This window comes from Anatilimnocola floriformis, from assembly GCF_024256385.1.
Classification (GTDB): domain Bacteria; phylum Planctomycetota; class Planctomycetia; order Pirellulales; family Pirellulaceae; genus Anatilimnocola; species Anatilimnocola floriformis.
On sequence record NZ_JAMLFW010000001.1, the window covers coordinates 488756 to 514234 of the forward strand.

17 protein-coding genes and 1 pseudogene are annotated in these 25479 nt (G+C 59.5%); 13 read left to right on the forward strand and 5 right to left on the reverse strand.

Annotation, left to right across the window (positions count from 1 at the left end):
• Positions 1-33 precede the first annotated feature (33 nt).
• From M9Q49_RS01910 to M9Q49_RS01920, 3 genes and pseudogenes are all read left to right on the forward strand, one after another.
• Positions 34-1764, forward strand: a pseudogene (locus M9Q49_RS01910) (hypothetical protein); the annotation flags it as partial.
• A 737-nt stretch (positions 1765-2501) separates the two neighbouring features.
• Complete coding sequence (locus tag M9Q49_RS01915; protein WP_254506955.1) at positions 2502-3032, forward strand: DUF1963 domain-containing protein; 531 nt, start codon at positions 2502-2504, stop codon at positions 3030-3032.
• A gap of 301 nt (positions 3033-3333) precedes the next feature.
• The gene (locus tag M9Q49_RS01920) at positions 3334-3795 is read left to right on the forward strand and encodes a thioredoxin family protein (protein ID WP_254506956.1); all 462 of its coding nucleotides are present in this window, start codon (positions 3334-3336) and stop codon (positions 3793-3795) included.
• Between the two features lie 71 nt (positions 3796-3866).
• On the opposite strand, the gene M9Q49_RS01925 is transcribed toward M9Q49_RS01920, so the two are convergent.
• Positions 3867-7220 carry a PVC-type heme-binding CxxCH protein gene (locus tag M9Q49_RS01925; RefSeq protein ID WP_254506957.1) on the reverse strand — a complete coding sequence of 1118 codons (3354 nt, stop codon included), beginning with the start codon at positions 7218-7220 and terminating at the stop codon, positions 3867-3869.
• A gap of 109 nt (positions 7221-7329) precedes the next feature.
• Entirely contained in the window at positions 7330-10080 is a 2751-nt protein-coding gene (locus tag M9Q49_RS01930) for a serine/threonine-protein kinase (RefSeq protein WP_254506958.1), read from the reverse strand.
• A gap of 171 nt (positions 10081-10251) precedes the next feature.
• Between M9Q49_RS01930 and M9Q49_RS01935 the strand changes: the two genes are divergently transcribed.
• The 8 genes from M9Q49_RS01935 (at position 10252) to M9Q49_RS01970 (ending at position 19372) form a co-directional block, all read left to right on the forward strand.
• Positions 10252-11148 (forward strand): hypothetical protein, encoded by an 897-nt coding sequence (locus tag M9Q49_RS01935; RefSeq protein WP_254506959.1) that lies wholly within the window; start codon positions 10252-10254, stop codon positions 11146-11148.
• 53 nt (positions 11149-11201) lie between these two features.
• Complete coding sequence (locus tag M9Q49_RS01940) at positions 11202-11987, forward strand: YkgJ family cysteine cluster protein (protein ID WP_254506960.1); 786 nt, start codon at positions 11202-11204, stop codon at positions 11985-11987.
• Between the two features lie 106 nt (positions 11988-12093).
• Positions 12094-13797 carry an ABC1 kinase family protein gene (locus tag M9Q49_RS01945; protein ID WP_254506961.1) on the forward strand — a complete coding sequence of 568 codons (1704 nt, stop codon included), beginning with the start codon at positions 12094-12096 and terminating at the stop codon, positions 13795-13797.
• 108 nt (positions 13798-13905) lie between these two features.
• Complete coding sequence (locus M9Q49_RS01950; protein ID WP_254506962.1) at positions 13906-15144, forward strand: alpha/beta hydrolase family protein; 1239 nt, start codon at positions 13906-13908, stop codon at positions 15142-15144.
• A gap of 211 nt (positions 15145-15355) precedes the next feature.
• Complete coding sequence (locus tag M9Q49_RS01955) at positions 15356-16273, forward strand: amidohydrolase family protein (RefSeq protein ID WP_254506963.1); 918 nt, start codon at positions 15356-15358, stop codon at positions 16271-16273.
• An 86-nt stretch (positions 16274-16359) separates the two neighbouring features.
• Complete coding sequence (locus M9Q49_RS01960) at positions 16360-18048, forward strand: hypothetical protein (protein WP_254506964.1); 1689 nt, start codon at positions 16360-16362, stop codon at positions 18046-18048.
• Between the two features lie 2 nt (positions 18049-18050).
• Positions 18051-18461 (forward strand): SUKH-4 family immunity protein, encoded by a 411-nt coding sequence (locus M9Q49_RS01965; RefSeq protein WP_254506965.1) that lies wholly within the window; start codon positions 18051-18053, stop codon positions 18459-18461.
• A gap of 89 nt (positions 18462-18550) precedes the next feature.
• Complete coding sequence (locus M9Q49_RS01970) at positions 18551-19372, forward strand: DMT family transporter (protein ID WP_390844788.1); 822 nt, start codon at positions 18551-18553, stop codon at positions 19370-19372.
• A 7-nt stretch (positions 19373-19379) separates the two neighbouring features.
• Here M9Q49_RS01970 and M9Q49_RS01975 read toward each other — a convergent pair whose 3' ends face one another.
• The 3 genes from M9Q49_RS01975 to M9Q49_RS01985 all read right to left on the reverse strand — a co-directional run bounded on the left by M9Q49_RS01975 (position 19380) and on the right by M9Q49_RS01985 (position 21711).
• The gene (locus M9Q49_RS01975) at positions 19380-19616 is read right to left on the reverse strand and encodes a hypothetical protein (RefSeq protein ID WP_254506967.1); all 237 of its coding nucleotides are present in this window, start codon (positions 19614-19616) and stop codon (positions 19380-19382) included.
• A 126-nt stretch (positions 19617-19742) separates the two neighbouring features.
• Positions 19743-20546, reverse strand: a complete 804-nt coding sequence (gene proC / locus M9Q49_RS01980; protein ID WP_254506968.1) for a pyrroline-5-carboxylate reductase — start codon at positions 20544-20546, stop codon at positions 19743-19745.
• An 85-nt stretch (positions 20547-20631) separates the two neighbouring features.
• Positions 20632-21711, reverse strand: a complete 1080-nt coding sequence (locus M9Q49_RS01985; protein WP_254506969.1) for a threonine aldolase family protein — start codon at positions 21709-21711, stop codon at positions 20632-20634.
• A 327-nt stretch (positions 21712-22038) separates the two neighbouring features.
• On the opposite strand from M9Q49_RS01985, the gene M9Q49_RS01990 reads away from it, so the two are divergent.
• Together M9Q49_RS01990 and M9Q49_RS01995 are read left to right on the forward strand one after the other, a co-directional pair.
• On the forward strand, positions 22039-22554 hold the full coding sequence (locus tag M9Q49_RS01990; protein ID WP_254506970.1) for an RNA polymerase sigma factor: 516 nt from the start codon (positions 22039-22041) through the stop codon (positions 22552-22554).
• A gap of 174 nt (positions 22555-22728) precedes the next feature.
• On the forward strand, positions 22729-25461 hold the full coding sequence (locus tag M9Q49_RS01995) for a VWA domain-containing protein (protein WP_254506971.1): 2733 nt from the start codon (positions 22729-22731) through the stop codon (positions 25459-25461).
• The last annotated feature ends 18 nt before the right edge of the window (positions 25462-25479 follow it).

Here is a 25479-nt window from a genome sequence, read left to right on the forward strand (position 1 = left end):
GTCCTCTTTTTTTGCTAGCCGCGGATTCCTGCCATGCAACCTGCGACGCTCTTGCCGAACGAACAGTCTGCTTGTTCGTTGCTCGTGTGTTCCGACGATCGGCCCCTCGCTCGCGGCGTGAGTGTGCGGCGCGGTTTGCTCGCTGAAGGTCGGCTGACGTCGGTGCACATCGGCCGCATCCAGCAGGAGCTGCGCGAGGTGCCCAAAGGCTTGCTGCGGCTAGCGCCCGACAATCCATTTCTCACTGCCGAGCAGATCGGCAAACTCGATCCGCGCGGCATCGTGCTGGCAGAGACGCGGCTGGGGCCCGACGATGTGCTGATCAGCGTAGTGAGAGTGCATCACGACACGCAGGCCGTGCCAGGGCTGCAGGCCGTGGCCGATGAATCGGTTCGCACACCGGCGAGTTGGAGCGGCGCTGTCGTCGCCAGTGTCGAGCACCGCACACGCAAGCAGCTCGGCCGCGGCGCTCCGCCCGGAGTGCTGGAGCTTGTCGAAGTGCAGTTGCGACTCGAGCAGCCCCTTGCCGGTGGCGACCGGCTGTTTGTGCGTGACGCGAATGCGGGCGAGCAGCTGCTCGGAATCGTCGCTGAGTTTCTTCCTGACGAGCAGATGCCCCGCGACGGTGAGCGAGTCGCCGACCTGGTGATTTCGTCGCAGCAGATGCCACACCTTGGACCGGGCATCCAGGAGTTGAATGTCGGCAAGGACAACGACGTCGCGGCGTTTCAGACATTCGCTTCGGCAGGTTCTGAACGTTCGTTGATTTCCCGGCAACCGTTTGCCGATCGGGAGGCTGACGGAATCAAAACTCCTCATCCGCGGCAGCCGGCGGTGCTCACGGTTGGTCACATTGGCTGGTTGCGCGAGCGCGGCTTGAATGCTCTCGCCGCGGAATTTGTTGCCACGAAGTCCGACGATCTCAACGTTCAGCTTGCGCAGCGCAAGCCGAATTTCGAACTAGCCGCGCTCCCCGCACCGTCGACGCCGGCATCTCTCTATGTGCTGGCCAGTGAGCTGTGGGCGCTGGGGTTCGTCCCCGAGTTTTCGAGCGGAGAGCCTACGTCGCTGACGATACGCCCCGCGTCGCGCGCGGAACTGCTGGCCCGTTCGTCGGGCGAAATCAACAAGCCAGAGACGATCCATTATCGGAGCCTAAAGCCCGAGCGCCATGGCATTATGTGCCCGCTGGTTTACGGCGAAGATTGGGAGCTTCATCGCTTTGCTCATTTCGAGCTGGGCTGCGGCGTGATTCCGTATTGGTGGCGCATCGGCAAGCCGTCGCTGCTGGAAGAACTGCTGCAGATCAAAGCCCGGCAACTCGAAAAGCTTGTCGATTACCAACTCCACATTCGGAAAACGGCCGACGGGTATGAATGGCGAGAGTTCAAGGACCAGGAATCGATCAGCGAGGATTGGTTGACGGGTGCGCCAGCCGTTGTCGAATTGCTGAGCGCGATTCCACCCGAGCGTTTGCCCGCCGGTTTGCGCGGCCAGCCGCAAAACATCGTGCAGGATGTAGTTCTGCTGCCGCCAGTTTGGACCAGGCCGCTGGTGCAACTCGACGATGGGAACTTTGCGACCTCGGATCTGAACGACCATTACCGCCGCATCGTCAATCGCGCAAATCGGTTACGCAAGCTCGTCGACCTCAAAGCGCCACCAGTCATCATTCGCAACGAACGGCGAGAATTGCAGGAAGGAATCGACGCGCTGCAGGCCAATCAGATGTTGCCGCGCAGAAGGGCGATCATGGGAGACGGCAACCGGCCGTTGGTCGACGTCGCCACCATGTGCGTTGGCAGTCTGCTGATGGACTCGAAGAAAGTCGATTGGAGCGGCCAGGCTCGCGGCGTGATTGATTCGTCGCTGAGTGATGAATCGGTCGAGGTCCCTCAATCGATTTTCACAGCGCTCGGCTTGCGAGCTGATGAGCCGGTACTGCTGACCACTGCAGCCGGGCCTGCCTTCTATGCTGCGCGACCCCACGCCGGTGAAGGGCACGTCATTCGCTTGTCGCCGCTGGCTTGGGAGAGACTCGCCGCTCGCGCGACGGATGATGGGCTGATCCAAGTTCATCGCCCCTTGAGGGCAGCGGCGCGCCAGGAAGCATCGCAGCTAAATCTCGCCGAACCCAAGAAGACCTTCGCCATCGATCCGTTGTTCCAAGTTGCGGATGCCGCCGCCGGTCTGGCTGAACTCGCACGCGCCGCGATCCAGCAACGAACCATCGCTTTCGATAGTGCTGCGGGAGTGCTGCTGGCCGGCGTTGGGCCAGTCGAATTCTTGGTGGAATCGCTAGCCGGGCCGCCGCCGAAACCGCCGACGCAGGCAGTTCCCATTCCGCCACCGCGGGACGTGCGCGAAGTGACTCCTGAAGCGATCGATCAGGCGATTCAATCGCTCCGGCGACCGGTCTGGTTGATCAAAACTACGGAGACGAACGAAAATCTACCTCCGCAGGCCGGCGCATTGGTGGGCGACCCTGTTTGCCGCCCGACATGCCTTGGCCTACGAATGGTGACGAGCCGTTGCAGTTCCTGGCGCAATTGCCGCTCGATTGCCTCGGGAGCTTTCCGCCTGGTTCGCTTCTCACCCTCTTTCGCACCGATCGGTTGGCCTCCGAAGGGCGCGACAACGGCAGCCATTGTGTATTCATCTTGCGGGGCGACAACCTTGCCGAGCGCGAACCTCCTGCGCCCGATATGGACTTTGCACAGTCGGCAATCGTGCTCGAAGAAAGTAGCGAGATTCCCGATTGGCCAATTGTGGTCGAGGCTTTGAAATACGAATTCGAGAAGACCGACGTCAAGCCATTCCAAAAATTCCGACGCGAAGAATTCCCCAAGTACGCTACGGCGCCCAACGTGAGCCGACTCGGCGGCTGGCCCGGCTGGACTCAGTCTCCCGAAGCCGAAGACCCGTTGATCGCGCAGATTTCCTTCAGCGATTATCCGCCTGGCGATGGCGGTTGTTTATATGTTTGCCAGAATGGAACGGGCGGGCTCGATATGTATTTGCAATACGATTAATAGCCGTTTCGCCCTATCTTCAGACTGCTCGTGCTAGCGGTACTTATCGACAGGTTTTCCTAGCCTGTTTGGCAACGGCTGAAATTTGTAACTCGCTCGCTAGTGCCGCGTTTTCTGCAATCGATTGCAGCTGCCTTGCGCGAAGATGCGCAATCTACGCAAAGGGTAATGACAAGCCGGCAAAATTTACCTATGCTGCCCCCGCAATTTATTCTTCCTGAACAAACGCCAGTCGTCATGTGATCATTCAGTGTGGTCTTTCGGGCATGGATTTGTTCATCGCTAAACAAGGAATGCAACAATGAGTGGGCTAGCGATGGGTTTGGTTCTGCAGGCGGCACTTCTGGTCGGCGGGGCTGACAGCTACGAAGTCGCCATGAAGAAGGCTCAGGAAAACGGCCAGCCGCTGGTGGTGCTCGTCGGCGCCGATTGGTGCCCTGGCTGCGTGACGATGAAGAACAGCACGATGCCGGCCATGGCGAAGGCTGGTCAGCTGAAGAACGCTCAGTACGTCACTGTTAATTACGATCAAAACCCCGCTCTCGCCCGCCAGCTGATGCGCGGCAACTCGATTCCTCAGCTGATCGTCTTCAGCAAGAATGAGAAGGGCTGGCACCGCGAACAGATCACCGGCGCGACCAGCTCCGGTGCTGTGGCTGGTCTCATCAAGAAGGCCGCGGAAGTGGCCGTCGCCGAACCGGCTGCGAAGGCCGAAACCAAGGTTGCCGCCGATGCCTCGCTCGATAAGAGCTCGGGCAACTAACCGCCCGGGAACAGCTGCTCGTGTCGCTGGTCGCAAAGTGCGATCAGCGCTCAGCCAAAGCCGTGACGATCTCACTTGAGCGTCGATAAATATTCCACCACGTCGCGAATCTCACGCAGCGTCAGCACCTTATCCATCGGCGGCATGGCCGAAGTCGGCTGTGAGCGCTCCTCAACATCGGCCGCCTTGAGCTTCAGCGTGGATCCTTGCGGCGTCAGAAGTTCGATCACGCCATCCTTCTCAAATTTGATCTGCCCAGCGACACTCGTGCCGTCATTCATCTGAAGGGTCACGCTGCCATAGCCCGGCGCGATCTGCAAATTCGGCAAGATCAGCGAAGCGAGCAAGTGTGGCCGTTCGGCTGTGGCTGACAGACGCGTGAGATTCGGCCCGGCATCGCCGCCCGTTTCGCCGACGCGATGACAGCGGCTGCACTGGGCCTGACGATGGCCGGTGAATACCAGTCGGCCACGTTCGGCGTCGCCACCCGCCAGCGCGATGCGGAATGGTGAGAGGGCATCCCCTTCGGCCAGCCTCTTTTCGAATGGTTCGAGCAATTGCTTGAACTCTGCCGAGTCGCGCGAGCGGGCCGCTTCGAGCACGTCGAGTTGCAGTTCGGCCGGCACGGTGCCACGTGCGAGTCGGCCGGTCCATTGCAGCAGCAGATCATCGGCGGCGGCATTCTTCACCTGCGCGAGCGAAGCCAGCGCTTGCTGCTTGTCGCCCAGCGTCGGAGAGTTGCTTAAGACTTGCGTGATCGCCTCGGTCGCTTGCTCAGGGTAATGTGCCGCGAGCAGACGAATGGCAGCCGTTCGCAGCAGCGGGTTTTTATCTCCGAAAGCGGCGGTCAGCAGTTCGCGGGTCTGCGCGTTCTTGCGGGCCGCGAGGAGTTCGAGGGCGGCGATACGCAGCGGCGGTTCGCGCGAATCGCGAGCCCAGGCGAGAAACGTTTCGTCGTCGACTTTCACTTCCAGCTTGGCGATGACATTGGTTGCGAGCACCTGCAGCTCGGCATTGCTGCTCGCCAGAATCGTCACCAGCGGCAAGCTTGTCTCTGCTCGGGCCTCGGTCGGATTGCGGGGAGCCAGAGGTCGCCAACTGCCCGTCACGCGATCGCGTTGCGAAGGTGTTGTCCAGTCAGAAAGGGCCAGCAGCGCTTCGCGCCGAACGGCGAGTGAGAATTTTTCATGCGCCGCGATCCTGGCAACGGCTGCGGCGTTGCTGGATCCACCAGCGCGGAAGTGTGCGTGAATGACGCGCCGCAGGAGTGCCTCGGGAATTTCTTCCTTGCTCGACAGCAGTGGTTCGGTGAGCGCCGCCAACGGCCGCAATGCGGCTTCGTTCATTGGCAAGTCATTCACAGCGCGGGCCGCCTCGGTGACAACTTGCAAATCGCTGTCAGCGAGAAACCTCGCAACGTCGACGTCGTTCCATCGTCGCAACACGAGCACGGCTGCCAGACGCACTGCGGCATCTTTGTCTTGCTCGAGCGCGAGGATCGCTTTCTTGTCGGCCGCTTCGCCGAGGGCGTAGACGCAGGCATGACGCAGGAATTTGTCATTCGTTTTGCGGAGAAGTGCGACGAGCTGCGGTTGCGCATCAGCTTTGATCCTGCCGAGGGCGATGATCGCATGCAGTAGCGTGCGAGGATTTTCGAGCGCAGCAGATTCGCGCTCGACGAGTTGCAAGAGTTCTTTCCCTGCGGCTTTGTGCTTCACATCGCCGAGCGTCCGCGCCGCCTGGGTGCGAACTTCCGGATGATCGTCGCTTAGCAATTTCATCACCGGCACGAGCGCCGAAGAATCCTTGCGGCCGATCATTCCCAGGGCCCAAATCGCATGCAGTCGCGCGAGGAGCGAATCGTGCTTCGCGGCAATCACGGGAAGCTCGGGAGTCAGACTCAGTTCTCGATTGGCGAGTTCAAACTGAGCTCGCTGCCGAACTCGCATGTCGACGTGGGCGAGCAATTTTAGAAGTTCATCGCTGCTCCGTTGCTGGAAACCGGCAGCGAATAGGTCTTTGACTGCCTTCACTTCGGCAGAGGCGACCCGTTCGGGATCGAAGGCAGTGTAAACGCGCCCGCCGCGGGTTTTGCCGCTCCAATCGAGTCCCACGAAGTCCGACAGATAAAGCTTGCCGTCGTAGCCGAAGTCGCAATCGGTGATCGACAGTGGCTTGAGGAAGTCTTCGTACTTCTCGATTTCGAACGCGGCTCCTTTCGGTTTCAACTTGATCGATTCGATGCCGCCATTGCCGGTGTAGTTGCAATGAAAGAACCGGCCGCGCAGGTTATTGCCGGGGGTACCCGGGTCATCGCTCCAGCCCACCGCGCCGCAATAAGCAAAGCCGCTCGGCCCTGCGCCGAGCTTGCCGATGGGCGGCAAGACCCAGGCCGGCTTGATCTTTTCCGTTTGTGGATCGCCGTCGAGATGCCAGATTCGTTCGGCGTGCCACGGGCCGGTTTCGTACGGCTGAGGCATGGTTTGATACGCCATGTTCCAACCACTGTCGGCTCCTTCGAGCACATACACTAGGCGAGCGTGGTCACCCTTGTCGCAGTTGTTGTCGTCGGCAAACAAGTTGCCGAACTCATCGAAGGCCAGCTCTTGCGGATTGCGCAAGCCGATGTGCACAACTTCCAACTCACTGCCGTCGGCGTTGCAACGAAAAACGGCACCTCGCCGCGGCTGAGCCAGTGTCGTGCCTTCCTTTGTCTGCACATGAAAACCGCGATCGCCGACGCTGAAATACAACTTGCCATCCGGCCCCCACACGAGGCCGTGCAAGTCGTGTCCGAGAAACGCCGCGTTCACGCCAAAGCCATGCAACAGCCCTTCGCGCTTCTCGGCGACGCCATCGCCATCTTCATCGCGGAGCTTCCAGAGTTTGGGAATGCAGGTGAGATAAATGTCGCCGTCGCGGGCGATCACGCCAGCCGCGAGACCATCGAGCGGGCCGTTAAAACCCGTCGCAAAAACTGTCGAAACATCAGCCCGACCGTCGCCGTCGCGATCTTCGAGGCGCCGTACCTGGTCGGTATAACGGCTGAACCACTCCATGCCGCCGTCGAACTTGTTTTCGAACTTGCGAAACATGGCGAGACGATCGTCGGTAGTCTTCAATTGCAGATCGTCATCGAGCAAAAACGGCCGCGAGCGATTTTCCTCGGTGCCGCGATTGAAACGAAACTCTTCCGCGACGTAGACACGATTCTTTTCATCAAGACAGAGCGCCACCGGGCTCGCCAGTTGCGGCTCGGCGGCGAAGAGCTCGACTTTGATTCCCTTCGGCACTCGCAATGTGCTGATCTTGGCTACCGCATCGCGCGAGCCATCGGGCAACGGCGGATCGACCTGTCCCTCGCCGGCGATGAGAGATGCAGCAAGAAACAGAAACGCAACGAGAGCAGCGGGAGAGAACTTCATCCGAGGGAGCTCGCAAACAGGCCAAAAGCATCGGCTGGAAATCGGCTCACATACTCCCTGCTGCGAGACGGATTGTCAAACACGGCCTGCCGATTGTGCAGCGACGCGTTCAATGTTCTCTCGTAGTCTCCATTTTTCGCGTTGGCTCCGGGGCATGTTCGTGACCCATGTCCTCGGGAGTAATAATCACGGCAGGCGGCGTCTGCCGTGGTTTCGACGGCAACGAACTCAGGAAGTAAACTGCGCCGATGCCGCAAAGCAGCCCGAGCGGCAAGAGCAGGACGACCGCAACGGCGCTCAGCACCGCGGCGACGTTGGAAGTCTGCCGGTTGTTCGTCGCTCGAAACGGCGGCGGTCCTTTCGCCAGCATTTCTTTTTGGGGCGGGTCTGAATGCAGTCCTCGATTGGCTGCTTCCCACGCGAGTCGTACCAACCAAAGATCGATGAGAATGATCGGTGGCAGGCACATCAAGGTCATCAGCAGCAACGGCCCTATCAGCGTGATCATGCCGGGCCCCGTCGCCAGAAAACGAAAGGCTGCGATGAAGAGTACAAACGCCACACCGAGCAGCAGCACATCGAGCAGCAATAGAGGAAAGAGCATCGCATCGAAGAGCGCCAGCGGCATGCCGTAGAGTTTGCCTGCCGAGCGGCGGATGTTGCCGATCGCGAGCACGCCGAGCAGCGTGGTGGCAAACGGCGCGATCAGGCCCGGCAAGCCGACACAGGCAATGGGTAGCATGATCCATTTCACCAGAACCGGCCCCTGCGCCATCGGTCCATGCTCCATGGCAGAGACATGCTCCATGGCAGAGACATGCTCCATGGCAGGGGCGTGATCCATCGGCTGTTTGAAACCAAACCAGCTGACAATCATCAGCCCAAACGGCAACAGCACGAGCGGAATGAGAATCGCTCCCCACACCGCGGCTTGCGATATGCGTGGTTCCGTTGATTCACCAGCCCGCGGCAGCAGTGGTTGAACCGACCGAACTGTCGGCTGTTCGTATTCGGCCAGGCCGCGCACCGCAGCTCGCCAGGCGAGTCGCACCAGCCAGGCATCGAGCGCGAGTACCAGCGGCAACACAATTAGTCCGGTCAGCAGCAGCGCCGCCATGTTATTGGCATCGGTTGATCGCGAGATCTGTAGTCCGACGGTGACCAACGCCGCGAACAGTCCGTAACCAACAACCAATAACAGCAGATCGAGAATGAGCAGCGGGAACGCGAGGGCATCGAACAACGCCAGCGGCATGCCAAAGAGCTTCCCTTTAGCCGCGCGGATTTGTCCGATCGCCACAATGCCGAGGATAGTGGTCACCAGCGGCGAAAAGAGGCCGACGATGCCCGGAATAACCAACAGCAGCGCCATCAGGCGTAGTCCTACAGGCGGCCTGCCGTCCTCGCCACTTTGCACCGTGATCGTACTGCCGACCAGCATCAGCACGGTGATGAGAAACAGCGGCGCAAAGATCGCTCCCCAGAGGGCTGCCGGCGAAAGCCGCGGCCCGTCATCGCTCTGATTCGCCGGGCGATTTGCTTCGTGCAGTTGTTCCAATCCCGCGCGATACTTCCACCAACCAAACGCGGTTCCGGCGAGCAGGGCGACAAAGATCACCATGATCGTACTGAAGATCGTCTGCACATTGCGGCCGAACTTCCAGGCTTGGCCGATGCGGATCAAATCAGTATCGGGGCCATCGATCATCGTGGCCACGGGCGGCCCGAAGTACAGCACAAACCAAAGTGTAAAGAGCGACAGCGCGAAGCAGTGGATCAGATTCCAGGTCGATCCTAAGTAAGGATCTTTCTCGTCCTCAGGCGTTTCCACGCTCGCGGGCGTCATCGGCAGCGGAGCTGGCTTCGCTACGGCAGCAGGTGAATGCATCACAGCGTCGACACCCGACTTCATCTCGCTCACCTGCTGATAGCGCTCGGCAGGTTCGTTCTCAAGCGCACGCAACACCACATCGTCGAGGCGGGCATCGACACTCGCCTTCTTCGACGGCGGTGCAAAGCGGCCGATCGGCAGTTCGCCGGTGAGGAGCTCATAAAAGACCACGCCGAGCGAAAAGATATCGGCGCGATGATCGACTTCTTTCGTGCCGAGCATTTGCTCCGGCGCCATGTAGCGGAGCGTGCCCATTACTTGCTGCGTGCCGGTCAGCGAGCCCTCGACACTGTGCACACCGAGCAACTTGGCCAGTCCAAAGTCGGCGATTTTCACGCGGCCGCGCGTATCGATGAGGATGTTTTCCGGCTTGATGTCGCGATGCACGACACCCACATCGTGAGCGTACTGCAACGCCTCGCAAATTTGCGGCACGATGGCGAGGGCCTCGGCGGGATTCATCTTGCCGGCTTGAATGGCCTGCCGCAGATTCACGCCATCGACGTATTCCATCACGAAGTAACACAAGCCGTCGGACTGACCAAAGTCGTGCACCGCGACGATGTGCGGATGACTGAGGAGTGCCAGCGCGCGGGCTTCGCGAGAAAAGCGTTCCGTGAAAGCCGCGTTCTGCTGCGGCGTGTGCCCGGGGCCAATTTCGAACGGGAGAATCTTGAGTGCGACGAGTCGCTCGAGGCCACGTTGCCGAGCCTTATAAACGGCCCCCATGCCACCCTGGCCGATCAGCTCCAGGATTTCGTACTGCGGAATCCTCGGTTGCAATTCAGCGACCGTCGGCGGCACGAAATGGCCACTCCCCGAAGTCGTCCGTGTCGCTCCCATCGAACCGCTGGCGAGCGGCGGCTGACTTTCCATCGCCGCCCGCAGCAGGCAGCGCGGGCATTCCCCCTGCGGCGCATCGGGCGGCAGCGGCGATCCACAGTCGAGGCAATAAATGACATCGGACATGGCGTGTAAATCCTGAGAGAGGTGAGGCTACCACGCTCTACAGCAGTTTCTCCACTTGGTTACCGATCTGGCGAAGATTTTTTGCGAATTCTGTGATTTGGCCCTTCGCCGCCCTACAATGCGGCCAAATCTCACAGAGTTCCACCTCTCCCACCTTCCCGGAGCCCGCCGATGTCACTGCGTTCGCTGCAGTTCTGTTTTCTCTCGCTGCTCATCACATCTGCGGCTTGGTCGCAAGAAGCGAAACCAGCCGCCGCCCCTGCGACCGGCGCAATCACGACCGGCCAGAAGGTCTTTTCGATGGGGCACAGCTTTCATTACTTCATGCCGCCGATTTTGGCCGACATCGCCAAGGCTGCCGAGATCAAAGATCATAAGCAAGTCGGCATGTCGGCCATCGGCGGCTCGCGGATCATTCAACACTGGGACGTGAAGGACGACAAATTCAAAGCCAAGGAAACGCTGAAGGCCGGCGGCGCCGATGTTTTCACCATGGCGCCGATTTATTTGCCCGATGATGGCATCGAGAACTTTGTGGCTCTCGCTTTCGAGGGCAATCCGAACGTGCGGATCACCATTCAAGAATTCTGGCTGCCGTACGATGCCTACACGCCGCCGGTTCACAAGAGCCCCGGCCCGGTCGATCACAACGCGCAGAAAATTCCCGAGCTGCGCGAGAAACATAATCAGTATTTCGCCGCTATGGATGAACACGTGCAACTGCTGCGCAAAAAGCACGGCAAGGAGACGATCTTCGTCGCGCCGGTCGGCCAAGCCGTGCTCGCGCTGCGGGAACAAATCGTCGATGGCAAAGTCGCCGGGCTCAGCAAGCAGAGCGACCTGTTCACCGATGACATCGGCCACGCCACGCCGCCGTTGCAAGCGCTCGTGGCGTATGTCCATTACTCGGTCACTTATCGTAAGAGCCCCGTCGGTCTGCCGGTTCCTGCGGTGCTGGGCGCTGGCAAAAACGAAAAGTATTCGCCGGAACTCGTAAAGCAGTTGCAAGAGATCGCCTGGCAAGCGGCGACCACGCATCCGCTGAGCGGCGTGAAAGAAAGTAAATGAATCGCACCGGCCACCACCGAGTAAGCTCGGTGGGTCTCGTGGAAAGAGTTTCAATGACAGACAACACTAGCTCCGCCATCGAAACCGCCAACATCCATTTGGAGGTCGATGGCCGAGAACATTTGCTGCCGATCCAATTTCGCCTCGGCGAACAACCGATCGCCGGGCTCTTGTCGTTTGCTCAGCAGCTGACCAACGAACTCACGACCCTCTCGATTCAAAAGGTCGAAAGCGAAGGTAAGAAAATCAGCTGCCAGATGGGCTGCGGCGCCTGCTGCCGCCAGCTCGTCGCCATTTCGCTGGTCGAAGCCCAAGATCTGGCCCGCGTCGTCCGCGAAATGCCTCCCGAACGGCAAGCCGTCATTCGCGAACGTTTTGCTCGCGGCATCGCCAAGCTCGAAGCCGCCGGCTTGCTCGATGCTCAAGAGAAAAAAGGGAATCGCGACTTGATCGATACCGAACCCGGCAGCACGGAGTCGTCGATCCCCCGCATCGCGAAGAACTATTTCAACCAAGGTGTCGCCTGTCCGTTTCTCGAAAACGAAAGTTGCGGCATCTATCCCGACCGTCCCCTCGTCTGCCGCGAATACCACGTCACCTCACCGGCTGATCGCTGCGCCAAGATCTATCAAATCGGCGTCGACCCCGTCCCTGTCAGCCGCCACATCGGCGAACACCTGGCTCGCACTGCCCACGCGGTGTCCGGCTTGCCGAAGCAAATGATCCCACTGCTGATGTCGCTGGAATGGGACCAAGCAAATCCGAACGCGGCGCGGGAAAAGCATGACGGCGTTGAACTGGTGCGAGCGCTGGTGCAAGAAATAGGGACTGGGGGCTAAGAACTGGGATCTGGGGAAAAGGCGGAGGGGAAGTACAATAAAAATCTGGGTGAATCGAATTGCATTCCCCAGCCCCAAGCTCCTAGCCCCCAGTCCCCTCCGCCCCATGCGCATCACCTCCATCCCGCAGATGTTTCGCAATGTGCGCCGCGGGACGGAGATTGTTTCGGTTCTCAGCAAGTACGGCCTCGCCGATTGGCTGAGCGGCACGAATATCGATTTTGCCAAAGATCAGCTGCGACATCGTGATGGCGAAATTCTCGCGCGGCTCACACGCGAAGCTCGCATCCGATTGACGCTCACCGAGCTCGGACCGACGTTCATCAAGCTCGGCCAACTGCTGAGCACTCGGCCCGATCTGGTCGGCAAGGATCTGGCCACCGAATTGCAACAACTGCAATCGTCGACGCCCGCTGATTCGCCGGAACAGGTGCGACAGACGGTCGAAGCCGAACTCGGTCAGCCGATCGAGCAGCTCTTCGCCGAGTTCGATCTCACACCAATCGCCTCGGCGTCGATCGGCCAGGTGCATCAAGCGCGACTGCTCACCGGCGAACGGGTCGTCGTGAAAGTGCAGCACGCGGGGATCGAACAAAAGGTCAACGAAGATCTCGAGGTCCTCGCTGGCATGGCGCAGCTTTCGGAGAACCTCAGCGAGTTCAAGCCGTATCGGCCGATCGCGAATCTCGCCGAGATGGGCCGTACTTTGCGGCGCGAACTTGACTTCGGCCGTGAAGAGCGGAACTTGCTGCAGTTCGCTTCGCTCTTTGGCGACGACGAAACCGTTTGCATTCCGCGGCCGTTCACCGATCTCTGCACGCAGCGTGTGCTGACGATGACGATGGTCGACGGCTTGCCGATGAGTCACACGGCCGCCGTCGATGCAGCCGGCATCGATCGCGAGCAAGTGGCTCGCCGCGGCGCCGAACTTTATCTGCAGATGATTTTCACGCACGGCTTTTATCACGCCGATCCGCATCCGGGAAACATTCTGCTGCTGCCGGGCAACGTCATCGCGCTCATCGACTTCGGCATGGTCGGCCGCATCGACGAACGGCTGCGCGAAGACATCGAAGAGATGCTGCTGGCCATCGTCAACCACGATGTGCCGATGCTCACGCGGCTGATCAAACGGATCGGCGCGATTCCGCCCAACCTCGATGAAGCGGGCCTCGCCAACGACGTCGCCGATTTCGTCGGTCACTACTCGACGCAGGCCCTCGATCAGTTCGATCTCAGCGGCTCGCTGACCGACATGGTCGAAATCATTCGCCGCTATCAAATCACGCTGCCGACGCAAGTCGCGATGCTCATCAAAGTGCTGGTCACGCTTGAAGGAACCACGCGGCTCCTCTCGGCCAAATTCAGCCTGATGGAACTCATTCAGCCGATGCATCGCCAGATGGTTTTGCGCCGCCTCTCACCGGCCCGCGCGGCGAAAAAACTGCGCCGGCTGTTCGTCGAGCTCGAGCATCTCAGCGAAGTGCTGCCGCAGCGGGTGATGCAAATCCTCGAGCAAGTGCAGAGCGGCAAGTTCGATGTCCATCTCGATCATCGCGGCCTGGGCCCGAGCGTAAACCGCCTCGTTCTCGGTATGTTAGCGAGCGCACTCTTCATGGGGAGCAGCTTGATGCTCGCCCATCAGGTGCCGCCGCACGTGATGCACATTCCTTATCTAACCGAGTTCCTCGGCCTCGAGAAAATCTCGCTGCTCGGCCTCAGCGGATGCACGCTTAGTTTGCTTGTCGGCCTGCGTCTGCTGCGGGCCATCGGCAAGAGCGGGCATCTGGATCAGAAGGTTTCCAAGTAGATCTCGTCGCGCCAATGCTGATTGCAAACCCGCCACGCGCCGTTGATAATCCGGCGCGTGGTCTTTTGCTTTCTTGATTGTGCGTTTTCGTCGGCAGGAAATTCTGACATGCTCTTCACTCTCCGTTGCGGCGTGATTCTCTCGTTGTTGGTGGGCGGCCTGACCTGCGCTGCCGAACCGGCGAAGTTGCCCGCCACCACGCCGTGGAAACTTGAGGAACTCAACAAACCGCCGAAGCACGAGTGGCTCAACAAGGACGAGCCGGTGCATTCGCTCTTCTACGAAGGAGAGAAATACAACGGCCAGCCGACGCAGGTCTTTGCTTACTATGCCTCGCCGCGGACGCTCGGCATTGCGATGCAAAACGTCAAGCATCCTGCCGTGGTGCTCGTGCACGGCGGTGGCGGCACGGCGTTTCGTGAATGGGCCGAGGTATGGGCTCGCAAGGGTTACGTGGCGATTGCCATGGACCTCGCCGGCCATCGGCCGCTGGAAGGGAAGAACGCCCACGATCAGAAGAACCGCACGCGTCTCGAGAACGGCGGGCCGAACCAGGGCGACGACGAAAAGTTCGGCAGCATTCTAAAAGAGCCTGGCGAACAATGGCCCTACCACGCGGTGGCCGCAGTCATTCGTGCCCACTCGCTGATCCGCAGTTTCGAAGAAGTCGATGCCGACCGCACGGCAGTCACTGGCATTAGTTGGGGCGGTTACCTCACCTGCATCGTGGCCGGCGTCGATTCGCGCTTCAAAGCCGCCGTGCCCGTTTACGGCTGCGGACATCTGCAAGAGAACAGTGCGTGGACCGATCGCCTCAACAAGATGCCCGCCGACCAACGCGACCGCTGGACGCAGCTGTGGGACCCCAAACAATACCTGCCGTCGGTCAGCATGCCGATCCTCTTCGTCAACGGCACGAACGACTTTGCCTATCCGCTCGATAGCTACATGAAAAGCTTCGACGATGTCCGCGGCGACAAGCAACTCTGCGTGACCGTCAACATGCCGCACGGCCATCCGCCGGGCTGGAAGCCGGAAGAGATCGCCCTCTTTGTGCAGCAGTGTTTGCAGAAAGAAGACATCCTGACGAAGCCCGGAGAACCTAAGTTGTCCGACAAGGAGATAACATGCACTTGCACGGGCGGCTTGAAAAAGCTGATCGAAGCCAAGCTGCACTACACGACCGACACGGGCCCGATCAACAAGCGGAGTTGGAAGAGCGTCGACGCGAAGATCAACGAGCGCACCATCACGGCAGTCGCGCCGCCTGGCGATGCGACGGTATGGTTCTTGACGGTGACGGATGAGTTGGGAGCGACGGTGAGTACGCGAGTGATGATTAAGTGAGGCGGTAGGGTGATGAGGAGATAGGGTACGAGGGTGATGGGGTGTGGGAGTGAAGTTGTTCAAAGATTGTCGCGCTGTTGTAAAACACCCCGCATGAGGGATGGAAGTGTTGTGAGGATTTGTAGTCAGTAATCAGCAAGTCATTTGCAGGATTTGGTTTGCGAGTTTTGAAAAACCACAACAACTGTTGTGAAGGTGTGAAGCCAAAAACATGATGCCAGCAACCAATCGTCGATGCTTCCTCCGGGCCGCAGCCACGCTGGCGAGCGCGAGCCTATTATCGTCGACTTCGCACGCTGCCTTCCTCAAACCACCCGTCATCGACACTCACGTTCATTGCTTCGCCGGAATCAAGGACGAACGCTTCCCCTATCACGCGAACGGTCCGTATCAACCCGCCGAAGCCGCGACGCCGGAAAAGTTGCTCGCCGATATGGATCGGGCTGGCGTTGAAGGCGCGGTGATCGTTCATCCGGAACCGTATCAGGATGATCATCGCTATCTGGAGCACTGCCTCACCGTCGGCGGCAAACGTTTCAAGGGAACTGCCCTCGTCTTTGCCGATCAGCCGAAGTCGGTCGCGCAGTTGCCGGATCTTGCGAAGCGATTGCCGATCGTGGCCGTGCGAATTCATGCGTACAACCCCGAACGGTTGCCGCCGTGGGACAAGCCTTCGTTAAAATCGCTGTGGAAGCAGGCCGCTGATCTCGGTCTCGCCGTGCAACTCCATTTGGAACCACGTTACGCTCCGCGATTCACACCACTTATCAAAGAGTTCAAAGATACGACGGTCATCATCGATCACCTCGGCAGACCATTGCAGGGAACGGCTGAGGATCATGCGCATGTGGTGAAATGGGCGACGCTGCCGAACACCGTGATGAAGCTCAGTTCGTTTCCTGGGCCGCAGGAAGAGGGCAAAGAAAAACTAAAACCGGTCGTGAAGCAACTCGTCGCTGAGTTTGGCGCCGATCGGTTGATCTGTGGCGGTGGAATTTACGAACCACTGAGCAAGGATGGTGTGGCGCCGATTTTCAACCACATCGGCGAGTACTTGGGGCCACTGGACATTGGGGATTTAAACAAGATTTACGGCTTAAACGCCCACCGGTTGTTTAAATTCGCCTGATGGCCGGTTTGCGCTACAATGTGGGGAAGGTATTTCGACTGCATTCCTCCAGATCCTAGCTCCCAGCCCCTAGCCCCCAAAATCCCATGCGACCCGGCGGCATCATCCACACCTATCAGAAGTTCGACCCGGTCAGCTTTCCAAGCCCGACGCAACCGCCGCCGGATTTGGTCAGCCCGGCGTTCGAACACATGCTGATGTACGGCAATATGCGCCGGCTGACTGATGAGGAACTCGCGCGGGCGATTCGTCTCGATCCCAGCCAGATCGCCGGGCTCGGCCCGAGTCTCGATGCGCTGATGGCCATGCTGCTCGAGCGGAAGCGAAAGATTCTCGCCCAGTACGAAACCGATACGGTGCAGAAAACGGCGAGCAAGGATTTTCATAAAGCGAGCGCCAAGACGCAGCCGCCTGATGCATTGCGCAAATCATTCAAGCGCGCCGTCGATAGCGAACAGCTGCATGAACTCGAAATCCTCTGGTATGCAGCCGGCGACGAGCGAAGCAAGTTTGCCCATCAGTTGGTGCAGCTGATCGATGTCCTCGGCAAGAAATACCAGGTTGACGAGCTTGCCGCCAAGTATGACTTCACCGGCCAGACGGCGATGAGCGTCGAAGAAGCGCTGGCGGTGAAAGACGAACTCGAAAAGATCGACAAGCTGCTGAAGCAGCTCGAAGATGCGAAGGCCAACGCGCAGATCGCGATCATCGACATGGATCTGCTGGAGCAGTTCACCGAGCCGGGCGACATCGAGAAGCTCGGCGAGCTGCAGAACATGGTCGAAAACATGGTCCGCGAAATGGCCGAGCGACAAGGCCTGGAAAAAGACGGCAGCGGCTTTCGCTTGACACCGCAAGCTTATCGGCTGTTTCAAGGCCGGCTGCTGGAACGGATCTTCAGCAACCTGCTCGATTCGAAAACAGGCCGCCATCCCAATCCGGTGCTCGGCGAAGGAGCCGTCGAACTGCAAACAACCAAGCCCTATGAGTTTGGCGACTCGCTCACGCAAATGGACATTCCGCAGTCGTTCGTCAACGCGCTGCTTCGCACCGGCGGCGAACTGCCGATTCGGTTGAAGCAGGATGACATCGTCATTCATAAAACGCGGAACACGCCGAAGTGTGCGACGGTCGTCATCATGGATATGAGCGGCTCGATGCGGCACGACGGGCAGTACATCAACGTCAAACGAATGGGCCTCGCGCTCGAAGGGCTGATTCGCAAAGAGTACCCCGGCGACTTTTTGCAGTTCGTCGAGATGGCCACGTTTGCTCGTCTGGTGCCGCCGGGCAAAGTCGTCGAGCTAATGCCCAAGCCGGTCACGCTCTTCGATCCGGTGGTGCGACTCCGAGTCGACATGTCGAAAGACAACGTCGCCGAAAGTCGCATCCCGCCCCACTTCACCAATATTCAGCGCTCGCTGGCGATGTCGCGGCAGTTCCTCAGCACGCAGGACACGCCGAACCGACAGATCATTCTCATCACCGATGGCTTGCCAACCGCGCATTACAGCGGCGATTGGTTGTATCTGCTTTATCCGCCGGATCCACGCACCGAAGAAGCGACGCTGCGCGAAGGGATGCTCTGCGCTCGCGAAGGGATCACAATCAACCTCTTCCTACTGCCGAGTTGGTCGCAATCGGAAGAAGATATTCGGTTTGCTTATCGATTGGCAGAGAGTACGAAGGGGCGCGTCTTTTTCACGGCGGGGAATGATCTCGATCGCTATGTGGTGTGGGATTATGTGAAGCGGAAACGCGAGATCATCGCCTAGCCATGAGTGCCGATGCTTTCAAATCCGAGGTTGCTGCCAAATTGCCGGCGCAGTACGAGCCGTTGCTACTCACTTTTTACGGCCTCGAGTCGCAGGTGAATCGTGGAATGTTGGTGATCGGTGATGACTACGGCACTGAACTTTGTCTCGATCTAAGCAGTGGAAACATTCAATCGATCGATCCCAACAGCGAGCACCCCACACGCTTCATGAACTCCAGCATTGCACAGCTGGCACAATTCATCGCGACTCACGATCGGCTTGTAAGTAAACTGACAGTGGATGCAGATACCGATTTAAGTTCGCAACTCGAACTACTGCGATCAAGCTTGCTGGCGACCGATCAAGTAGCGCTCGCGCGTCCCGAGAATTGGTGGTCGACAGTTCTCGAACAACTTGAATACGAAATTTAGTTCGCTGTGAATCCATCAACCATTGCTGAAACTCACCGCTCGCGCGAGATCATCGCGTGAAGGATTCGCCGCTCCTGCCCTACGCCTGGATGTTGGCCAGTGCATCTTCATTTTCCGTGATGGCTGTATGCACTCACGCGCTCGAGAACTCGTGCCCGTGGCAAGTGATTGCCATCTTTCGCGCGGGCTTGGCCATGCTGTTTGCGGCGATGCTGACCTATCAGGCCGGCGCGCGGTTCGTGCTCTTTCGGCCGAAGACGCTGTGGATGCGAAGCATCGCCGGGAGCATCAGTCTGCTCTGCGGCTTTTATGCGATGACGCATCACAGTCTGTCGGAAGTGCTCGTGCTGACGAACATGTATCCGCTGTGGGTTGCCGTCCTCAGCTGGCCCTTGCTCGGCGAACTTCCGTCGGCGGAAGTTTGGATCGCGATCCTGTTGTCGATCACCGGTATGTGCTTGATGCAACCGCCGCTGGAGTTCGAAGCCCGCCTGGCCTTCGGCGCGGCGCTGCTCAGTTCATTCACGAGCGGCATCGCTTTGATTGGCTTGCACAAGCTGAAGCAACTCGACGCGCGAGCGATTGTCACGCACTTTTCCGGCGTGGCTTTTCTGCTCAGCATTGCGGCCTGGTTTGTATTTCCGCAGACGCGAACGACGACGGTTTCGGTTGGCACCGGTCTGCTGTTGCTTGGTGTTGGCGCCGCGGCCACCGCGGGTCAGCTGTTTCTGACGAAAGCGTTCACGACTGGCAATGCGGCTCGCGTGGCTGTCGTTGGTCTATCGCAGGTGGCGATCGTGATGCTGCTGGAAATTTTGATTTGGGGCCGAACATTCAACGGTCAAACGTTGGTTGGCATGGCGCTGGTCGTGGCGCCGACGGCTTGGATGATGCTGCGTCGTGCTCAGTGACGGCAGATCAGTGATGACCATGAGCGGCCGGCGCTGGCGCATGGGCAGCGGGTTCCGCATGCGGCGCGTGAGGATCAGTCGGGGCCGCGTGCGGATCGGCGGAAGCGTCCTTTTTCCAGAAGCAGAGTGCCTGCCATCCCTTGGCTGGACCTTGGCCCATGTGAACGGCCAAGCCGAAGCCGAGCGCGAGATTACCGATGCTCACGGAGAGGATCAGCGACATCAGCAGTAAGAATGAAAGCATCGGCAGGCCCCTGAAAATTTCAGCCAGCGCGCCGCGACATAGAGTTGTCTGCAGCGCGATCGCTTCCCAAGTTTAGGCCACGGCCAGCGCACGGTTATGACGGATCTGCGGGCTGCGCCGCGCAGACTATTTGCCGAGTTCCTGCGAACGCTTCGTCGCTGAGTCAACGGCGGCAATCAGAGCGCCACGCAGGCCGCGATCTTCGAGCGTAGCGAGGCCGGCGATCGTCGTGCCGCCGGGACTGGCGACGGCATCTTTCAGAACGCCCGGATGTTCACCGCGGGTGAGAACCATCTGAGCCGCGCCGAGAACCGTTTGCGCGGCGAGCGAAGTGGCAAGCGCGCGGGGCAGGCCCGCCTTCACGCCGCCGTCACTGAGCGCTTCGATAATGAGATACACATACGCCGGACCGGAGCCGGAAAGGCCTGTGACGGCATCGAGCAGCTTTTCATCCACCAGATGAGCAATGCCCACGGCGGAGAGAAGTTTCTTCACCAGTTCGCCATCGGCAGCCGTCGCGCCGGAAGCGAGCGCGAACGCACTCGCGCCTTGGCCCACGAGGCAGGGCGTGTTCGGCATAACGCGAACGACGCGTTCGGTCTTGAGACCAGCGCAGAGTTTTTCCAGCGAGATGCCGGCCGCGATTGAGATGACGAGTTTATTCGCGAGCTTGCCGGCGAGGTCTTTATAGACGGCGGGCATGACTTGCGGCTTGACCGCGAGGATCACGACATCGCTGGCCGCGGCGACCTCGGCATTACTGGCGACTTTCAGCCCCGGCAGGTCCTTTGCGAGTTTGTCGGTGGCCGCAGGGTAAGCGTCGGAGGCGGAGATTTTTGCCGCGGGAAGGATGTTCGCTCGGACGAAGCCTTGGGCGAGAGCGGTGGCCATTTGGCCGGCGCCGATGAAACCGATTTTGAGATCCGACATGAGTACTACGTGAGATGGAGATGTTGAGTGAGTACCCGCTTCACCCTTCGGCTCACGCCTCGGGCTACCTGCGACGCTGCACGTCTTAATAAGCGGGTTCGAGTTCTTTGGCCGCGGTGTTGCCTTTGGCGAGTTCGCCGGCGACGCGCTCGATGATCTTGCCGGCTTCGCGGCATTGAGCTTCGGTGACGTCGAGATGAGTCACCAAGCGGACCTGCGTCTTGCTGATGGCGAGGGCCAGGACGTTTTGCAGTTTCAGTTCAGCTTGGAATTGCGCAGCCGAGCCGAGCTTGGGATCGACCTTGAAGATGACGATGTTGGTATCGACATCTTCCGGTGAGAGAGCGAGCCCTTCGGTCTGGCGAATCGCCGCAGCGAGGATCTGAGCGTTGGCATGATCTTGAACCAGTCGGCCACGATGATGTTCGAGGCCGTAGAGCGCACCAGCGGCAATGATGCCGCACTGACGCATGGCGCCGCCGAAGAGTTTGCGATGACGACGAGCTTCGGCAATCATTTCCTTCGGCCCAGCCAACGCGGAACCGACAGGAGCACCGAGGCCCTTGCTGAAGCAAACGCTGACGGTGTCGAAATGCTTCGACCATTGCTCGGCGGGAATGCCGGTCGCGGCTACGGCGTTGAAAAGGCGCGCGCCGTCGAGATGCGTCCGCAAACCGTTTTCGTGCGCCCAGGTGCAGATGTCTTCGACGTGATCGTAGGGCTGAACTTTGCCGGCGCCGCGATTGTGCGTGTTCTCGAGGCAGACCAGGCGAGTACGAACCATGTGATCGTTGCCGGGCCGGATCAAGTCGCGAAGCTGATCGACATGCAGCACGCCGCCGAGCCCTTCCACGGTTCGTGTGGCCACGCCGCCGAGCTGGGCGAAGGCCGCTTGTTCGTAGTTGTAGATATGGCAGCCGACTTCACAGATGAACTCATCGCCCGCTTTGCAATGAATCCGCACGCCCACCTGGTTCGTCATAGTCCCGGAGGGCATGAAGATGGCAGCTTCCTTGCCCAGCAGTTCGGCGGTCAGCCGTTCCAGCTTGTTGCAGGTGGGATCGACGTCGATCACGTCGTCGCCGACCTCGCAATTGGCGATAAACGCCCGCATGGCCGCGGTGGGTTTGGTAACGGTATCGCTGCGGAGGTCGATGGGGGCCATGGAAGGGGCTGGGGGCTAGGAACTAGGGGCTGGGGAAAATGCACGAACATCAAAGTCAACACAATCTTAAACTCCCCAGTCCCAAGCCCCCAGTCCCCAGCCCCAATCGGACCGCTTCAATTCCCTTGTAACACTCGGTAAGTCGGCACGTTAATCTTTCAGCGGAGAGTGGCTGACCGGTTGATCGGCAGCTGGATTCGCCAGAAGTCAGTCGTCCGCGGGGCCTGGCTTCTGGCGACTTCAGCTGAGGCGATACAAATCAAACGGATTGGCCCATTGCCAGCAGGAATCACAGCAATGCAAGCAGACGCGCGGCGGGCTTGGGTGATGTCAACTCTGGACCAGCATGAGTCGGAGTTGGTGCGTTATGCGCAACGTTTTGTGGGCGATTTGCATGCCGCCCGCGACGTGGTGCAACACGCCTTTCTTCGGCTGTGCGATCAGGACCCGAAGGAATTGCGGGGACGCGAAGCCGCCTGGCTGTATCGCGTATGCCGTAATCGGGCCCTCGATTGGTTGCGGCAGTCCGGTCGGCTGCAGTCGTTCGACGAAAGCGATGAACTGCAACTGACGGGCGAGCAATCGAGTTCGCCGGAGTCCGATCCAGCCGTGCTCGCCGAGCGGGGAGAATTGAGCGACGTGCTCCGGTCGCTGGTCGACCGCTTGCCGTTGCTGTACCGCGAGCCGTTGCAGCTCTGGTCGCAAGGTTGGTCGTATCGCGAGATTGCCGAAGTGGTGGAGCGCACCGAAGGCAACGTTCGCGTGCTCGTCCACCGGGCGGTCAAAGCACTGCGCGAGCATCCGCAAGTTTCGAGCTGGCAAGCCGCGGGAGTGAGGGGATAGTTTTTATTTTCTCACTCCCTCGCCCCTGTACCCAGGGGAGAGGGTTGGGGGTGAGGGGCCTGACTTGCAAATTGAGTCTCCTCGCACTTCTGCCTCGCTAACGCGTCGGGCTACCTGAATCCTCGCTTCGCTTCGGACTTAAAAATCAATTTCCCTTTTTAGGGTTCCATAAAAATGAAGACCAACCAGCACAACTCAGGCGAACCAGCCGATCCATTTGCCAATCAACTGAAGCAAGCTATTGCCGGCAACAATCTACCGCCAGCCGATCCGGCGCTGCGCGAAGCACTCCTCAAGAAGCTGAACCAACCGGCGGGTGAACCAACGCTGACCGTCGCTGCGGCGAATCGTCGGCGGACGTTCTTCCAACGGGCCGGGATGGTTTTGGCGTCGACGGCGGCGCTGGCGCTTGTCGCTTTCCTGTGGCAACGGCCTCATTCGGCGATGTCGCTATTGAGCTGGCGTGACGAAGCACCGCCGCGGGCTGTGAAGCGGGCTAACTCGGCCTTGGATGACGATTTTCACTCGTTCGGTGTTGGACTTAAACCAGCGGGACCGGCGGCAGATTTAGACTACCGAGAGAAGAATGCCGGAGTCGCGCAAGGCGAGCCTGCGGTCCAACGGTCCAAAAAGGAACCGGTGCCGAGCAAGCCTACGGGCCAAGTGAAGGGCGGAGCGCGTCCCGGCATGGGGCGAGGCCGTGGCTCCGGTGATCGCCCCGAAGCAGAGGTTAGCGAATCTGATTTCAATTCGGCTGGGATCACGTTTGGCTATGAGGTTAACAGAGGCCCGGAAGCGCAACCGGCTCCAACTACGGCGCCTGGCAATCCTGTGGAATCAGCTCCAGCTCGCCCCTACACAGTGACTCGTGGCCAGCGCGACTATTTTGAAAGTGCTGGTGGAAATCCCGCGGCAAACGAACCTAAACCCGCAGGCGGACCTGCCAGCGCTTGGATCGGTGGTGAGGCAAAAAATCCGGTCACTTATTCCATGCCGGCCCCGCCGAGCGCGATTCCCCTGCCAGCCCAACCCGCGGGGCCCGGCAAGCCTGGCAACCAGACTACGCATACGGCAAGCAAGGTAGAAGGATTGACGCCGCGGATCCTCGTGGACGATGAGTCCTCGAAGCTGCCAACCAGCGGCACGCCTTTTGGGCCAGCGAACAAGGAACTACGTCAATTTGCGGATGAGCTGGCCCACGCCGACTCGGAGAAGCTCGCCGAGCAACTGACGCAAAAGGATTCAGGCGTCAAGCAACGTCAGGAAGAGATTCGCCAGAAGTTCAGCAAGGTCGTCACGCTGGCCGACGATTTGAAGCGCGAGCGGGCTCGTGGCGATTTGAACGAAGTGGCTGAACGCAAGAAGCTTGCTGATCTCGATGTCGCGATTCGCGACGTGCAAGACACGGAACGCAAGTACAAAGCCATTCTGCCGCAAATTGGCGGTGAGCAATATGCTCCGATCGTTGAGAACGAGTTCCGTTCGCCGAGCGCCGAAGGGCACGCGCAGTCGACGTTCTCGATCGATGTCGACACGGCTTCGTATGCCAACACCCGCCGCTTTTTGAACAACGGTTCGTTGCCGCCGCCGGATGCGGTCCGCATCGAAGAGTTGGTGAATTACTTCAAGTACAAGTATCCGCAGCCGAAGGGTGACGATCCTTTCTCCGTCAACATGGAGATGGCCGATTGCCCGTGGCATCCGGGGCACAAGCTGTTGCGGGTTGGTCTGCAAGGGAAAGAAATTCACCGTGCCGAACGGCCGGCGAGCAACATCGTGTTCCTCATCGATACCTCGGGCTCGATGACCGATGCCAATAAGCTGCCGCTGCTGAAGCAAGCCTTCACTATGCTCACTTCCGAGCTCGGCGAGAACGACAAGGTGACGATCGTCACTTACGCCGGCAACGCCGGCTTGAAGCTCGAGCCAACGCGCGGCGATCAGAAGGATAAGATCATCGCGGCCATCGACAGCCTGCAATCGGGCGGTTCGACGCACGGCAGTGCCGGCATCACGCTGGCCTATGAACAAGCGGCTGCCCAGTTCATCAAGGGCGGCACCAACAAGGTCATCCTCGCCACTGACGGTGACCTGAATGTCGGCATCACCGACGATGCAGCCCTGGTCGATTTGATCACGAAGAAAAAGGAATCGGGCGTCTTCCTCACCGTCCTTGGCGTCGGCACGGGCAATCTCAAGGATGCCAAGATGGAACGCCTCGCCGACAACGGCAACGGTGTGTATGCCTATCTCGACAGTGTTCGCGAAGCCCGCAAGGTGCTTGTTGAAGAGATGTCGGGGAGCCTGGTGACGATTGCCAAGGACGTGAAAATCCAGATCGTGTTTAATCCGGTCCAGATTCAGTCATATCGTTTGCTCGGTTATGAAAACCGCGTGATGGCCAACAAGGATTTCGACAACGACAAGAAGGATGCTGGTGAAATTGGTGCCGGCCACAGCGTAACCGCCTTCTACGAAGTCGTGCTCGCTGACGGTGCGAAGAAACAGCAGGCCGATGCAGATGAGTCGAAGGAAGAGGCCGAGGATCTGATCTATCAGCGACCGAAAGTAGAGAAGCCCAAACTGGAACTTACGGACGCTGCGAACAATGGCGAGTTGCTCACCGTCAAGTTGCGGTACAAGCAGCCCGAATCCGACACGAGCAAACTGCTGAAATTCCCCCTCAAGGACAAGGGGGGCAACTTCAACAGTGCCTCGGCCGATTTCCAATTCGCTTCGTCAGTCGTCGCCTTCGGCCTGGCTCTGCGAAACAGCGAGTATCGCGGCAGCGCGAATCTCTCTGCCGTTTCGGAAATCGCCACGGCTGCCATCGGCGAAGACGCCGGCGGCCATCGGGCCGAGTTCCTCGATCTCGTCCGGCGGGCGAAATCGCTGCGAGGTGAGTAAGCGAGCCGGTTGACGATG